Genomic DNA, 14,922 nt, shown 5'->3' with positions numbered 1-14,922 from the left:
CCCCCCACCCCCCCGGGGGGGCGCCCCTCTGGTCTTGTTGTACTCGGCCCCGCGGCGTCCCCCCCCCGCGCCGGCGGGGGGGGGGGGGGGGGGCCCCCCCCCCCCCCTCGACCCCGGGCCATATCATCAATTTCAACGCTGAAGGGGGACGGAGTGACTGCCGCCGCCATTCTTGAAATCCGCGACATCTCGAAATCGTTCGGCGCCATCAAAGCGCTGACCGGGGTCGATTTCACGCTGCAGCGCGGCGAAATTCATGCGCTGTGCGGCGAGAACGGTGCGGGAAAGTCCACGCTGATGAATATCATCGCCGGCATTGTGCAGCCCGACGAAGGCGCCATTCGTCTCGAAGGCAAGAACGTCACCATCACATCGCCATCCGCCGCGCAGCGGCTTGGCATAGGCCTCGTCCATCAGGAAATCGCGCTCTGCCAGGATGCCACGGTGGCCGAGAATATCCTCATGGCGGCCGTCAACAATCGGCGCGCGCCGCTGATGAATTTTCGCCGGCTCTACGCCGATGCGCAGAAGATAATGGACCTGCTGGCACCGATCCCGGTCGAGACGCCAGTCGCCGATCTTTCTATTTCCAACCAGCAACTTGTGGAAATCGCCAAGGCGCTGACGCTCGAATGCCGGGTGCTAATGCTCGACGAGCCGACGGCCGCGCTGACAGAGACCGAGGCGCAGCGCCTTTTCGCAATCGTCCGCGATCTCAAGGCGCGCGGAATTTCAATCATCTACATCAGCCATCGCATGGCGGAGATCTTCAGCCTGTGCGACCGCGTCACGGTGTTTCGTGACGGCAGATACGTAGCGACCGATTCCATCGCTTCGGTCACTCCCAATGATGTCGTGCGCAAGATGGTCGGGCGCGAAATCACGCAGCTCTATCCGCAAAAGCTCTCGCCTGAACGGCGTACGGACCGCCCTGTGCTGTCGGTCGAAAATCTCTCCTATCGACAGGGTTCCGCTGGCGTCGGTTTCACGCTTCGAGCAGGCGAAATTCTTGGCGTTGGCGGGTTGATTGGCGCCGGTCGCAGCGAGATGGTCCAGACCGTTTGCGGCTTGCGCCCGAAAGTGTCGGGATCGGTCGAACTCAATGGCGAGCCGGTCAGCATCAGGACCTACAGCGATGCGGTGCGCGCAGGCCTCGTCTACCTCTCGGAGGACCGCAAGGCGTCGGGCCTGTTCCTCGACCTGTCGGTTGCATCCAATATCTCCGCGCTCGACCTTCGGAAGCTGACCACGCCGCTTGGGCTGCTCGATCGCCGCGCCGAGGCAAAGCAAGCCACCGACCTGGTCGTGCGCCACGGTGTGCGCATGGGCGGCATCGAGACACAGGTGTCGACGCTCAGCGGTGGCAACCAGCAGAAAGTCGCCATCGCCAGGCTTCTGTCGGTCGGCCCCAAAGTGGTCATTCTGGACGAACCCACACGCGGGGTCGATGTCGGCGCCAAAGTGGAAATTCATCGCCTGCTGCGCGATCTCGCCGAGCGGGGCGTCGGCGTCATCGTGATTTCATCCGAGCTTCCGGAATTGATCGGACTGAGCGACCGGGTGCTTGTCATACACGAAGGTGCCATCGTCGGCGAACTGGGGGCTGACGAATTGACCGAAGAGGCAATCATGCTGTTGGCTTCGGGTCTCCGGCAGCAACGATCAAACGCAAGGCAGGTTCAGAATGTCGCTTAGACAGACCGGAGGAACCCTCATGGACGCTGAAATCAAGGCGAGCGCCCCCGGGCTTGGCGGGCGCAACTGGCTGCGTCTTGGGTCGATGCGCGAGGCAGGGCTGATCGCAATCATGCTGGCGCTGTGCATCGCCATGACATTCGCTTCGCCGCATTTCCTGACCTGGGGAAATTTCCGCGCCATGCTAATGAGCTTCTCCATTGAAGGCATCGTCGTGGTCGGCATGACGATACTCCTCATAGTCGGCGGCATCGACCTTTCCGTCGGGTCGGTGGTCTGCTTCTCCATGGTCGTGTCAGGCGCTCTCTTCCTGATGGGTCTGGACCCGTGGACCGCGAGCCTCATCGGCATAGGCGCCAGCGCGTTGATCGGCGCGGTGATGGGCTTCTTCGTGACCGTTATCGGGCTCAATCACTTCATCACATCGCTGGCGGCGATGGTGATCGTGCGCGGTCTCTGCCTTGTCATCACCAAGGGAACCCCGCTGTCGCTGTTCACCCTGCCGCCCGGGTTCAAGGCGATCGGCCAGGGCAGCTTCGGCAATGTGCCTTATGTCATCGTCATCTTTGTCGTGGTCGTGGCCATCTTCGATTTTCTGCTTCGGCGTGCCACGGCCTTCCGCAAGGTCTTCTATACCGGCAGCAACGAGAAGGCGGCCCAATTTTCGGGCATCAAGACCAAGCACGTCAAATTCTGGATCACGGTTCTCTGCTCCACCCTCGCGGGCTTTGCCGGCGTCATCTATATGTCACGCTTTGGTGCTGCGACCCCGACCTTCGGCGCTGGCATGGAGCTCAACATCATCGCCGCCGCCGTGATCGGCGGAGCATCGCTCAATGGCGGCTCGGGCACCATCTTCGGCGCCATACTGGGCATGGCGCTGCTCTCGGTCGTCACAAGCTCGCTGATCCTGCTCGACGTTTCCGTCTATTGGCAGGACATGATCAAGGGATGCATCCTGCTCGCGGCGGTATCGATCGACCATTTCCTGCACCGCAGGAAATCCTGAGCAGCAGCGCAAGAGTTGAGCATCCATCATGTCACCACCCAATTCGCGGGACGACGTCACGATCGTCCGCCAGATGTATCAGGCGCTTGTGCTTCATTACATGGAAGCCAAGACGCAGGCGGAAATCGCCAAGGAGCTCGGCATCTCGCATGCGACCGTCAACCGCCTCATCAAACGCGGTCATCAACTCGGGCTTGTCGAGATCAAGATCAAGTCGCCGATCGAGCAACTGATCGACATCGAGGCGCGACTTGTTGCAATAGGTGGACTCCAAAGGGCCGTCGTCGTCCCCTCCGTTTCGGACAATCCGCAGACTGCGCTTCAGCGTGTCGGTGAGGCCGCAGCCAGGCTGGTGCTCGAGACGATCAAGGACGGCGACACGATTTCCATCACCGGGGGCAAGGGGGTGAGTGCCGTCGTCGCCGGCCTCAAGCCGAGCCGCAGCTACGACGTCGAGGTTGTTCCCGCGACCGGCCTGGTCCAGGGCAAGCATTACACCGACGTCAATCATGTCGCGTCTCTGATGGCCGACAAGCTCGGCGGCCGCGCCTATCAGATTCACGCGCCGCTGTTTGCCGACAGCCCGGCCCAACGTGACATGCTGATGGGCGTCCGGGCGGTTTCGGACGTCTTCAACAAGGCGCGCGAAGCAACGCTTGCGGTCGTCGGCATCGGCTCCATCCTGGCTGACGATTCGAGCTACTACGATCTGCACCCGTCCTCGAGCGCCGACCGGCTGGCCATCGAGCGCTCGGGCGCGGCGGGCGAACTGCTCGCTCATCTCATAGACGGCGACGGCAAGCTCGCCGACTACAGCCTCAACCGCTCACTGGTCTCGCTGACGCTCGAGGAATTCGCGACCATTCCGCAGTCGATCGGGGTCGCAAGCGGCGCCAGCAAGGTGGTCCCGATCCTCAGTGCCATGCGCGGCTCTCACCTCGACACTCTCGTCACCGACGAAACCACCGGCTTGAAGATCCTCGAGCTCGCCGAAGGAAATGCTGCATGAATACTCGACAAATCACCCGCTCAATCGGCAAGTCCGGCGTTGTAGCTTCGGCGGTGGGCCTAGGCACCTGGGCCATCGGCGGCTGGATGTGGGGTGGCACGGATGAAGCCGAATCGATCGCCGCCATCCAGGCGTCCTTCGATGCCGGCGTTTCGCTGATCGACACCGCGCCGGCTTACGGTCTTGGCCGCAGCGAAGAGATCGTCGGCAAGGCCATCAAGGGCCGGCGCGACCGCGCGGTCATCGCCAGCAAATGCGGCCTCAACTGGCATTCGAAAAAGGGCAACCACTTCTTCGACCAGGATGGAACGCCGGTGAACCGATATCTGGGCGCCGACGGCATCGCTAATGAAGTGGAACAGAGCCTGCGGCGGCTCGGCACCGACTATATCGATCTCTACATCACCCACTGGCAGGACCCGACGACACCCATTGCCGAAACAATGGAAGCGCTCGAACGCCTCAAATCCGCTGGCAAGATCCGCGCCATCGGCGCCAGCAATCTCAATGCTGCCGAGCTGCAGCAGTATGTCGCCGCTGGCCAGCTCGACGCGATCCAGGAAAGATATTCGATGCTGGATCGCGACATCGAGCAGACATTGCTGCCGATCGCGCGCCAGCACCAAGTTGCAGCACTCAGTTACTCGTCGCTTGCACTCGGCCTGCTCTCGGGCGCCATCGATCCGGCGCGCGAGTTCAGCGGCGACGACCAGCGCAAGGACAATCCACGCTTCTCTCAGGCTAACCGGCGCAAGGTAGCCGCGTTGAAACATGCCCTGACCCCGGTCGCTGAGATCCACCAGGCAAGCATGGCGCAGATCGTCATCGCCTGGACGCTGGCGCAACCCGGCATAACCTTCGCGTTGTGTGGAGCGCGAAACGCGACGCAGGCGCTCGACAACGCCAGGGCAGGGGAGATCTTGCTGAGCGCGGCGGAACTGGGGGCCATCGATGCGGCGGTGGCCGGGCATCTCGTAGCGATAGACGCGTGATCGAAAGCGCGTCCTGAGATGAATCGCATCCAGACGATCGCCGGCTTGCGCGGGAACCCCGATGTTGACGTCCTCGTGATAGGCGGCGGCATCAACGGCATCAGCGTGTTTCGCGAACTCGCTTTGCAGGGCGTCGATGTCCTGCTCGCCGAAAAGGGCGATTATTGCTCCGGCGCCAGCGCAGCCCTCTCGCGCATGGTTCATGGCGGCTTGCGCTACCTTGAAAACGGCGAGTTCAAGCTGGTCCGCGAATCTCTGCTCGAACGCGATCGGCTATTGAAGAACGCTCCGCATTGCGTTGCGCCACTGCCAACCACAGTGCCTATCTTCGACCTGTTCTCAGGCATCGCAAATGGCGCATTCCGCTTCCTTGGGCTAAGCCGTCGTCCGGGTCGGCGTGGCGCATTGGTCATCAAGACCGGCCTGGCGATGTATGACTTCTTCACCGCCGCACGGCGTATCGTCCCGACGCACAAGTTCAGGAGCCGTGCTGAAACACTCAAGGTCTGGCCTGCAATCAATCCTGCTATCCGCAATTCGGCGACATACTATGACGCCTGGGTCAGCCACCCCGAGCGGCTGGGTACCGAGATGCTGCGCGACACCATGAACGAAAAGCCATCGGCTCGAGCGCTCAACTATGCACGCGTATCGCTCGGTGACGCGGGCCTTGCGCTTAACGACGGACTGTCTGGCGAAACAGTTGCCGTGAAGCCGCGGCTCGTCGTCAACGCCACAGGCGGCTGGATCGACCTGACCAATTCGGCTATCGGAGCCGTTGCGCCGAAATTTATGGGTGGCACCAAAGGATCGCATCTGATCGTCGATAATCGCGAGCTTCACGACGCGCTCGACGGCCACATGATCTATTACGAGAACGAGGACGGCCGGATCTGCATCCTGTTCCCCTATCTCGGCAATGTGCTGGTCGGCTCGACGGATATCCGTGCCGACGATCCCGACCAGGCGCGCTGCGAGGACGACGAGCGGCAATACATCCGGCAGTCCGTGTCCTTCGTGTTTCCCGGGATCGAGATCACTGATAGCGACATCGTCTTTCAGTTCACCGGGGTGAGGCCGCTACCGATAAGCCGGGACAGTTTTACCGGGCGCATTCCCCGCGATCATTTCTGCGAGCTCATCGAGGGCGCCGGTATAGTGCCGCCGACGCTGTGCATGATCGGCGGGAAATGGACAACTTTCCGTTCGTTCGGCGAACTGGCAGCGGATATCGTGCTCGAGCGATTGTGCCGACAGCGCATCGTCGGCACCGAAAACATGCCGATCGGCGGCGGCCGGCATTTTCCCATGGCCCCCGAAAAATGGTGCGCAGAACGCGTGGCGGCGCATGGCCTGTCGCTTGACCGCATGCGCAGCCTGTTCGCGCGCTACGGCACCGTGGCGGATGCCGTCGCCGCTTTTTTGGCAGCGGGACAGGACAAGCTCTTGCCTGGCAGCGACTACTCGGTCCGGGAGATTCAGTATCTCATCGCCAATGAATATGTCGAGCAGTTGGAGGACCTGCTGCTCCGCCGCACGACAATCGCCATCACCGGTGTACTCTCTTGCGACCTTCTCGATGCGGTTCTCGATATTCTCGCAGTCGAAAAGAGCTGGGACGCTGCGCGCAAGGCATTCGAGCGCACCGATTTCCTCGCCCTGCTGCAGCGCCAGCACGGCGTCGATCTCGACCAGCTATCGCAAAGAGACCAAGGAAGGAGCGCCGAATGCGCATCAACAAGAAAGTCCGCATGAACCGGCTGTTCGGCGGGGCGCGCTGTCTCGACGTCGCAATCGACCATGGCGTATGCAACGAGCCGTCGTTCCTGGAAGGGCTCGAGGATATGGCCGGCGTCGTCGGCCAGCTGATCGCCGCGGGGCCGGACGCCATTCAGATGAATTATGGCCAGGCCGATCTGCTGCAGTCCCTGCCTGGCAAGGACAAGCCGGCATTGGTCATGCGCATAGACATGGGCAATCCATACAACAAAACCCGCCATCGCTCGATGTGGGCCATCCTGCAGAACGAAGCCGAGCCGCTGATCGGCGCGCTGGAGATGGACGCGGCCTGCGTGGTCGTCAATCTGTTCATGCTGCCCGACGAGCCGGACCTGTTTCGGCAATGCGTCCACAACATTGCCAGGGTTCGCGCCGACTGTGAAAGATATGGCTTGCCGCTGATGATCGAGCCGCTGGCAATGCTGCCCAATTCGGAGCGCGGAGGCTATATGGTCGACGGCGACCCCGAAAAGATCGTCACCCTGACCCGGCTCGCCAGCGAGATGGGCGCCGACATCATCAAGGCGGATCCGACGACCGATCCGAACGACTTCCACCGGGTGGTGGCGGCGGCACGCTGTCCTGTCCTTGTGCGCGGTGGGGGCAGGGAGGATTTGCGCGCAGTCTTCGACAAGTCGGCGGCGCTGATGGCACAAGGCGCGGCAGGCATGGTCTATGGCCGCAACATATACCAGCATTCCAACCCTCGCGCCGTCGTGAGGGGACTGATGGCGATCATCCATGAGAATGCCGACGGTGCGGCCGCCTGGGCGCTCTACCAGCAACAATAATCTTTGCAGCTTGGGAGGAGCTTCAATGCAGCGATACATCCTTGGTCTTGATGCGGGCAATACCGTCATCAAGGCCATCATCTTCGACACCGCAGGTCGCGAGCTGGCGCTTGTCACTCGCGACGGCCGCTCCTGCATGCCAAAACCCGGGCATGTCGAGCGCGACCTCGGCGAATTGTGGCGCAACGCCGTCGAGGTCATCCGCCAGTGCCTCGACAAGTCGGGCATCGACCCCCACGATATCGCGGTGATCGGCTGCGCCGGCCACGGCAACGGGCTCTACGCGCTGGACCGCGGCGGCGACCCGCTGCTCGGTATCCAATCGCTCGACACCCGCGGCGTCGGCATCGTCAGCGAATGGGCGGCCACAGGCGTTGGCGACCGGACCTATGTCCACTGCCTGCAACGGCCCTGGGCGGCGCAGACACCGACTCTGCTGGCGTGGCTCAAGCGCCACGATCCGACACTTTTTGCCAAAATAGGCACCGTCTTCCTGTGCAAGGATTTTATCGTCAACCGCCTTACCGGCGCGCGCTCGACCGAGACCTCGGATATGTCTGGCTGCGGGCTTTTGCACATGCCTGATCGACGCTACGAGCCTGAGTTGCTGGCCGCCTACGGTCTCGACGATTGCATGGAACTGCTGCCGGACGTGCTGGAGGCTTCCGACATCGCCGGCCATGTCACGCGCGATGTCGCCGCTGCCACCGGCCTTCTTGCGGGCACGCCTGTGGTGGCCGGCCTGTTCGACGTCGTCGCCAGCGCCATCGGTTCGGGCGTCACCAGCACCGGCGGCGCCTCGATCATTGCCGGCACCTGGAGCATCAACCAGGTTATCACCCAGGAGCCGATCCGCGATCCGTCGATCTTCATGCTGTCGACGTTCGATCCGGTGCGCTACCTCGCCATCGAATCGAGCGCCACTTCGGCCGCAAATCTCGAATGGATCGTGCGTGAGTTCTTCGAGCATGCGCCGCCGGCAGGCGCATCGCCATTCGAGATCTGCAGCGAGCTTGTTGCTTCCGTCGATCCCGCGGGAGACATGCCGATCTACCACCCATTCCTTTACGGCTCGCAGCAGAACGGCAAGGCGCGTGCCGGTTTCTACGGCATCGCCGGCTGGCACACGCGGGCGCATATGCTGCGCGCACTGTTCGAGGGCGTCGTCTTCGAGCACCGGCGCCATGTCGAGACGCTGCGTCGAGCGGGAGCCATTGTCAGCCAGGCGGTTCTTTCGGGCGGCGGCTCGCGCAGCGCCGTCTGGCCGCAGATATTCGCCGATGTGCTTGACGTGCCGGTGACCGTGGCGCGCAGCCGCGAGACAGGTGCGCTGGGAGCTGCAATTGCAGCCGGGACAGGCGTCGGCTTGTTTGTCGATTTCTCTGCGGGCGCCGCCGCGATGACCGCGCCCGACCGCTGCTACCAGCCCAACAGCGCGATCGCACCGGTCTATGAGCAGCGCTATCGTCTGTATGGCGAGATCAACCAGGCCATGGGCCCGCTATGGGACAGGATGGCAAACGAACGGACGGCCAATTGACACAGAGCGCTGCAGATTTTGGACGATACGACTTCATCATCGTCGGCGCGGGTTCAGCCGGCTGCGTGCTGGCCAACAGACTGTCGGCCAATCCAGCCATGCGCGTGCTGCTTCTGGAAGCCGGCGGCAGCGATCGCTATCACTGGGTCAACATTCCCATCGGCTATCTCTACTGCATGGGCAACCCGCGCACCGATTGGCTGATGAAGACCGAGCCGGAGCCCGGGCTGAACGGTCGTGCGCTCAACTATCCGCGCGGCAAGCTTCTGGGCGGCTGCTCGTCGATCAACGGCATGATCTACATGCGTGGCCAGGCGGCCGACTATGATGGCTGGCGGCAAGCCGGGAATCTCGGTTGGGGCTGGGATGACGTGCTTCCGTATTTCCGCAAGTCCGAGGACCATTTTGGTGGCGCCAACGACCTTCACGGCGCCGGTGGCGAATGGCGCGTCGAGCGCCAGCGCCTGTCGTGGCCAATCCTGGATGCCTTCCGCGATGCTGCCGAGGAACTCGGCATCCCCCGGACCGAGGATTTCAACGGCGGGACCAACGAAGGGTCGGGCTATTTCGAGGTCAACCAGAGGAAAGGCGTGCGCTGGAATACCTCTAAGGCGTTCCTGCGCAGCGCGCTGCGACGGCCGAATTTGCGCGTCGTCACCGGCGCCGAAACCGAGATACTGGATTTCGACGGAGCTTGCGTCACCGGCGTTGTCTTTCGCATGGGCGGCCAACTGCATCGTGCGCGGGCAGGCGAGACGATCCTTGCCGCCGGCGCGATCAATTCGCCGAAGCTGCTCGAGCTTTCCGGCGTCGGCCGACCTGCCGTGCTTGGCGCAGCAGGAATCCCGGTTCGCCACGCGCTGGAAGGCGTCGGCGAGAACTTGCAGGATCATCTGCAGATCCGCACAGTCTTCAAGGTCGCCAACGCCTCGACGCTAAACCAGCGCTACCACAATCTGTTCAGCCGCGCGGCCATGGGCATCGAATACGCTATCCGTCGCAGCGGACCGCTGTCGATGGCGCCGAGCCAGCTTGGTATCTTCGCCAGGAGCGACCCACGCCTGGAGACGCCCGATCTCGAATACCATGTCCAGCCGTTGAGCACTGACCGGCTGGGCGAGCCGCTGCATCGCTTCCCCGCGGTCACGGTTTCGGTCTGCAATCTCAGACCGGAAAGCCGCGGCACCGTCCACATGGAGGCGTCCGATCCGCAGGCGGCTCCGAAGATCCGGCCAAACTATTTGTCTACCGAGGGAGATAGGACCGTGGCTGTGGCATCGCTCCGCCACGTCCGCCGCTTGATGAAGGCACGCGCCATTGCCCGTTACGCGCCTGAGGAAATGCTGCCCGGCGCACATTATGAAAGCGACGAAGATCTCGTCCGCAAGGCCGGCGATATCGGCACGACGATTTTCCACCCGGTCGGCACCTGCAAGATGGGCGCGGATTCGATGGCGGTGGTCGACGGCCGGCTGCGGGTGCACGGCATTTCTGGCCTGCGCGTCGTCGATGCTTCGATCATGCCGACGATCGTTTCCGGCAACACCAACTCTCCAGTGGTCATGATCGCGGAGAAGGCATCGGCAATGGTTTTGCAGGACGCAACCACGAGAAATGTTCTCGGCGCGTCTGAGCTAAACTGAAACGAATGAGCAGTGCATGCGATTCTCAGCGTCCCGCCGAATCGATGTGTTCGACAGACGTAGGACAAGAGTGCTTCGAAGCAGCACGTCACGTGGATACATCGGACGGCCCGTGGCGGCACACTGCTCGGTTGGAGATGCCATCGGCTTCCGGGACTTGAAGACGGTCGATAATTGTCATATATTTTGCACAGTGAATGTGACTATGGATATGACAAGAGAGAGATCTATGGGTCAGGCCCTTAAGACACCGGTGCAGAATGAATCTCTGATTTTGTCCTATATGGACCGGGCCGGGAAAATTGCCATTGACCAGGTGGCGGGCAGTTTTGGAATGTCCAAGAGCCAGCTGGCGGAGACCACCGGTCTTGCCCGCGAAACCCTCTATCGGCTAGAGCGCAGCCGCACGGCCAAGACACAGGGGCGTCTACGGGAAATGCTCGAGATCATCAGCCGCGTGGCCGATTGGGCGGGCGGCAAGGAACAGGCCATGGCCTGGTACCGAGCCCAACCGCTGCCGGCGTTCGGCGGACGCACCGCCGAAGCCCTCGTGAAGGAAGGCAAAGCCGCCGCCGTTCGCGACTATCTCGATCATATGGCTTTGGGTGGCTTTGCTTGAGGTTTGTCGGAACCTGCTACAGGGCGCATGATCCACGCTGGGCATTCAAACCGACTTCCGGTGATGGAGCGGCGATCAGGGGTGCCCGCTTCAATCCCAAAGGTGTGCCGGCGCTTTATCTGGCGCTGACCGTAATGACAGCGGTCAAGGAAGCCAACCAGGGTTTCGCGCATCGGATCGACCCCTGCGTGCTGTGCTCTTATGAGGTGGACTGCGGGGACATCACTGATCTGACGACGGAGCAGGGGAGGGGAGAATCTTCTGTCACGTTCGAGGACATGGCCTGCGCCTGGGCGACGGCTCTCAGCGGGGGAGAGCGTCCTGCATCCTGGTTCATCTATGACCGACTGCGGCCTCAAGGCATTGCCGGTATTCTGGTTCCGAGTTTTGCTCCGGGCGCCGAGACGGAGGACCGCAACCTGGTGCTGTGGGACTGGGGGCCGGATCTTCCGCACAAGGTGAACGTATTCGATCCGAGCGGCCGGCTGCCGAAGGACCAGCTGTCCTGGCGATGAAGCATTCGCGGAAGGGCAGGGCTTTGGCCGCAGGCGTCAGCGCCAGCCCAGGGCCGGGGCAACATGGGTCAGGATCGCCTCGATGACATGCGCGTTGTAATCGACGCCGAGCTGGTTGGGAACGGTGAGCAGCAGCGTGTCGGCCTCCGCAATGGCCTCGTCCTTCTTCAGTTCCTCGATGAGGCCGTCCGGCTCGGCGGCATAGGTGCGGCCGAACACGGCGCGCCTGTCCGCTTCGATGTAGCCGAAATGATCCTCGCTCTCATTGCTGCCGAAATAGGCGCGGTCGCGATCGTCCACCAGCGCGAAGATGCTACGGCTCACCGACACCCGCGGCTCGCGTTCGTGACTGGCCGCTTTCCAGGACGCACGAAAGGCCCGGATCTGTTCGGCCTGCTGAATGTGAAAAGGCTTTCCGCCCTCGTCGAATTTGAGCGTTGAGCTCTGCAGGTTCATTCCCAGTTTCGCCGCCCATTCCGCGGTGGCATTGGTCGCGGCGCCCCACCAGATCCTGTCGCGCAAACCCTCCGAGTGTGGTTCGACGCGAAGCAGGCCGGGCGGGTTTGGAAACATCGGCCGCGGGTTCGGCTGGGCAAATCCTTTGCCGCGCAAGACTTCGAGCAGCACTCCCGTGTGCCGCCGGGCCATGTCGGCGTCGCTCTCACCCTCTTGCGGGGCGTAGCCGAAGTAGCGCCAGCCGTCGATCACCTGCTCGGGCGAGCCGCGGCTGATACCCAGCTGCAGACGCCCGCCGGCGATCAGGTCGGCAGCACCGGCGTCCTCGGCCATGTAGAGCGGGTTCTCGTAGCGCATGTCGATCACCGCTGTGCCTATCTCGATGCGGCTGGTCTTGGCGGCGACTGCCGCCAACAGCGGGAATGGCGAGCCGAGTTGCCGTGCGAAGTGATGCACACGGAAATATGCCCCGTCGGCGCCCAGTGCCTCGGCAGCAACGGCAAGCTCGATGGATTGCAGCAGAGCGTCGGAGGCTGATCGCGTCTGCGATTGCGGCGAGGGCGCCCAGTGTCCGAACGACAGAAACCCGATTTTTTTCATGAGAATGCCACGTCAGAGTGAAAGGCGTTCTCGTTATCTAGTTATTGAACCGCTCGCCTGCCACGCCAATTCAGACCTGGCGGCTTGGAAGCAAGGGTAGGGCAGGCTTTTTGCCTCCAAGCCTTGGTCAGGTTGACCCGGAACTGGTCTCTGCGGCGTTGATAGCGGGGGGCATCCCGGCGGAGGCATGGCCGAGTTGTTTTTTGCACATTGCGTTCGTCGACCTCGGCCTACGAAAGCTAGGCCAGCGCTCAGTGATTGGTCCGCGAACTTCTTCGCCCGTTCGCCCTCCGGCAAGGTCGCCGCGGACGCCGGCGACCAGGGCCGCGCGCTCGACGGTCATTTCCGGCAACACCAACTCTCCAGTGGTGATGATCGCGGAGAAGGCATCGGAAATGATCTTGCAGGACGCCGGCCACGAAAAATATCACTCGGTGGCGCATCTGAGCTGACGCGACCGGCCTGTCGTGCCTCCTGTGAGGCGACAGAAGGCTTCAGCCGAAGCAGGCTGGTAGGGGAAGATCGGTCCTGCCAACGCATGGCGTCAGGATTTCACGTCGGCGAGAAGGCGGGCTCTGTCGGCAATGGCGGTCATCACCGATTTGACAAGCGGGTCCGGGAAGCTTTTGGGGAGTTTGTCGACAACCGCTGCGGCCGCGCGTTCTGCATTTGCCGCCAGATCGTCGCATAACGACAGCATTGCCGGTTTTCCAACGCCGGCAAGGTCGGCCGTCTGCAGGAAATGGCGCGGTACAACTTCGTGCAAGGCGTAGTGGTTGCTCTTGCCGACAGACATTGCGAGTTTGAATTTCTTTCGTGGGATTTGGTGCAAATCCAGGCTCGGCTGTGCGCTCAGCACATCATAGAGGGGCGTCATGCGGTAGCCGCCGCCGGGCGACAGAAAAATGCTGAAGTTCTTGGCGTGCCCGTCCGTTGCACCCAGCAGCCAGAAAATTATGCTGGCCCGCATAAATGTCAGGATATCAGCGTCTGGCGTATCGCTGCCTTTGAGCAGGTTGATGATCTCGCGCATGCCCGGCCCACCTTCTGACTGGTATTTTCTGGTCGGCGGCACGGAGAGGGCCTGACAGCAATCCTCCTGCGGCTGGCGCAGCAAGCGTCCGTCTCTTGTCCAGATGCGGTCGAAGCGCTCGACGATCAACGTTCGCCGTTTACCGAAATCAGCGATCTCGACGCGGGCGACAGGAACGCCCATTCCCTCCACCAGCTTGAGGCACAGATATTCGTTTTCGACGCTGTTCGACAGGTCGATGCCGTTCGGCAGGCGGCCGATCTGCGGTTTGAGAATATGGGTGGTGGCTGTCGTGCCGATCGGTTTGAACCATTGACCGTCTTTGCGCAGCAGCGCCGTTTTCTCCTGGACGCCGGCAATCGAGATACGGAAATCTTCGTCTTCGCCCATGCCGAGCGGAGTGGAAGCGAGATTTTTGACGATGTCGGCGATCTCGGCGTCGGTCACCGGCTTGCCGTTGACTTGTCCGGCGAGGCCGGCATCGACGCCGTCCGGCAGGAACTGGAGTGCGCCGACGCAGTCATGGCCAAGTGCGGCTAGCATGCTGTAGGCATCGGTACCGGCTGCGCCGACTCTTTCAGCAACGCGCTTGCGGATATCGCTGCTGTCCGGAAGCAAGTTGTCGAAGACGTTGATGACCGGCTCGCCGATGTAGCGGTCCTCCCGCAGCGGCAGCGATAGAGATACAGGGAAGGTGCCGCGGAATGCCAGCCATTCGTCGGCATATTTGAAATCGACCGCGCCTGTCGCCTCACGGCGCATCACGCCGACAAGGCGGCCGTTCAGGAAAACGTTGAGCGGAGCGTGGGCGCGTGGGCGTCCCATCAGAACAGGTCCTCGATGTCGGCGGCGCTGCCCTTGGTGCGTGGTCGGATGACGAGTTCCAAGTCGAGCGCCGAGAGCGCAGCCATCAGCGTCCGCAGCTGGACCGCGGGCTCTCCGGCTTCGAGGCGTGACACTGTCCCCTGGCGCAGGTGAATGCGATCACCCAGTCCGCCTTGGGTAAGGCCGGCCTGTTTGCGGACGCGGCGTACAATGGCGCCGAGTTGTTTTTCTGTTCGGGCGATTTGCTCGATCATGGAGCACCTCCAATAAACAATATACGCGAAGACGTATAGATCGGCAATATACGTTATTGCGTATATTGCGATTTTATACGCATCCTCGACTAAAAAAAAAGGCGCGAACGCGTATAATGGATCGACTTTGGTGGCGCGTCGGACATCATCGTCGCGCGGCAC

General features: G+C 62.1%; 13 protein-coding genes and 1 pseudogene. 10 read left to right on the top strand and 4 right to left on the bottom strand.

Annotated features, from left to right (window positions below; translation table 11 throughout):
* Positions 1-153 precede the first annotated feature (153 nt).
* From AC0L17_RS13765 to AC0L17_RS13720, 10 genes are all read left to right on the top strand, one after another.
* A complete protein-coding gene (locus tag AC0L17_RS13765; protein ID WP_473516228.1) occupies positions 154-1,695 on the top strand; it encodes a sugar ABC transporter ATP-binding protein in 1,542 nt (513 codons plus the stop codon).
* Positions 1,696-1,714: 19 nt separating this feature from the next.
* Positions 1,715-2,704 (top strand): ABC transporter permease, encoded by a 990-nt coding sequence (locus tag AC0L17_RS13760; protein ID WP_473516213.1) that lies wholly within the window; start codon positions 1,715-1,717, stop codon positions 2,702-2,704.
* Positions 2,705-2,732: 28 nt separating this feature from the next.
* Complete coding sequence (locus tag AC0L17_RS13755; RefSeq protein WP_473516212.1) at positions 2,733-3,713, top strand: sugar-binding transcriptional regulator; 981 nt, start codon at positions 2,733-2,735, stop codon at positions 3,711-3,713.
* Positions 3,710-4,705: an aldo/keto reductase gene (locus tag AC0L17_RS13750; protein WP_473516211.1), complete on the top strand. Its 996-nt coding sequence runs from the start codon at positions 3,710-3,712 to the stop codon at positions 4,703-4,705. The genes AC0L17_RS13755 and AC0L17_RS13750 overlap by 4 nt, the downstream gene beginning before the upstream one ends.
* 18 nt (positions 4,706-4,723) lie before the next feature.
* Positions 4,724-6,460 (top strand): glycerol-3-phosphate dehydrogenase/oxidase, encoded by a 1,737-nt coding sequence (locus AC0L17_RS13745; protein WP_473516210.1) that lies wholly within the window; start codon positions 4,724-4,726, stop codon positions 6,458-6,460.
* On the top strand, positions 6,433-7,275 hold the full coding sequence (locus tag AC0L17_RS13740; protein ID WP_473516209.1) for a class I fructose-bisphosphate aldolase: 843 nt from the start codon (positions 6,433-6,435) through the stop codon (positions 7,273-7,275). Before AC0L17_RS13745 ends, AC0L17_RS13740 begins: the two co-directional genes overlap by 28 nt.
* Before the next feature lie 25 nt (positions 7,276-7,300).
* Positions 7,301-8,815 carry an FGGY-family carbohydrate kinase gene (locus AC0L17_RS13735; protein WP_473516208.1) on the top strand — a complete coding sequence of 505 codons (1,515 nt, stop codon included), beginning with the start codon at positions 7,301-7,303 and terminating at the stop codon, positions 8,813-8,815.
* Positions 8,812-10,458: a GMC family oxidoreductase gene (locus tag AC0L17_RS13730; RefSeq protein WP_473516207.1), complete on the top strand. Its 1,647-nt coding sequence runs from the start codon at positions 8,812-8,814 to the stop codon at positions 10,456-10,458. The genes AC0L17_RS13735 and AC0L17_RS13730 overlap by 4 nt, the downstream gene beginning before the upstream one ends.
* A 229-nt stretch (positions 10,459-10,687) precedes the next feature.
* Complete coding sequence (locus AC0L17_RS13725; RefSeq protein ID WP_473516206.1) at positions 10,688-11,077, top strand: antitoxin Xre/MbcA/ParS toxin-binding domain-containing protein; 390 nt, start codon at positions 10,688-10,690, stop codon at positions 11,075-11,077.
* The gene (locus tag AC0L17_RS13720; RefSeq protein WP_473516205.1) at positions 11,074-11,592 is read left to right on the top strand and encodes an RES family NAD+ phosphorylase; all 519 of its coding nucleotides are present in this window, start codon (positions 11,074-11,076) and stop codon (positions 11,590-11,592) included. Before AC0L17_RS13725 ends, AC0L17_RS13720 begins: the two co-directional genes overlap by 4 nt.
* A gap of 36 nt (positions 11,593-11,628) precedes the next feature.
* Here the strand turns inward: AC0L17_RS13720 and AC0L17_RS13715 are convergent, their stop codons facing one another.
* The 4 genes and pseudogenes from AC0L17_RS13715 to AC0L17_RS13700 all read right to left on the bottom strand — a co-directional run bounded on the left by AC0L17_RS13715 (position 11,629) and on the right by AC0L17_RS13700 (position 14,760).
* Entirely contained in the window at positions 11,629-12,648 is a 1,020-nt protein-coding gene (locus tag AC0L17_RS13715) for an LLM class flavin-dependent oxidoreductase (protein WP_473516204.1), read from the bottom strand.
* A 119-nt stretch (positions 12,649-12,767) separates the two neighbouring features.
* Positions 12,768-12,985, bottom strand: a pseudogene (locus AC0L17_RS13710) (integrase); the annotation flags it as partial.
* 207 nt (positions 12,986-13,192) lie between these two features.
* Positions 13,193-14,506, bottom strand: coding sequence for a type II toxin-antitoxin system HipA family toxin (locus AC0L17_RS13705; protein WP_473516203.1), 1,314 nt, complete (start codon positions 14,504-14,506; stop codon positions 13,193-13,195).
* Entirely contained in the window at positions 14,506-14,760 is a 255-nt protein-coding gene (locus AC0L17_RS13700; RefSeq protein ID WP_473516202.1) for a helix-turn-helix domain-containing protein, read from the bottom strand. The genes AC0L17_RS13705 and AC0L17_RS13700 overlap by 1 nt, the downstream gene beginning before the upstream one ends.
* Positions 14,761-14,922: the final 162 nt, after the last annotated feature.

It is taken from the genome of Mesorhizobium sp. WSM4829 (assembly GCF_055811475.1).
Note: the sequence above shows the minus strand (reverse complement) of the source record. Positions and strands in the feature narration are given on the sequence as shown.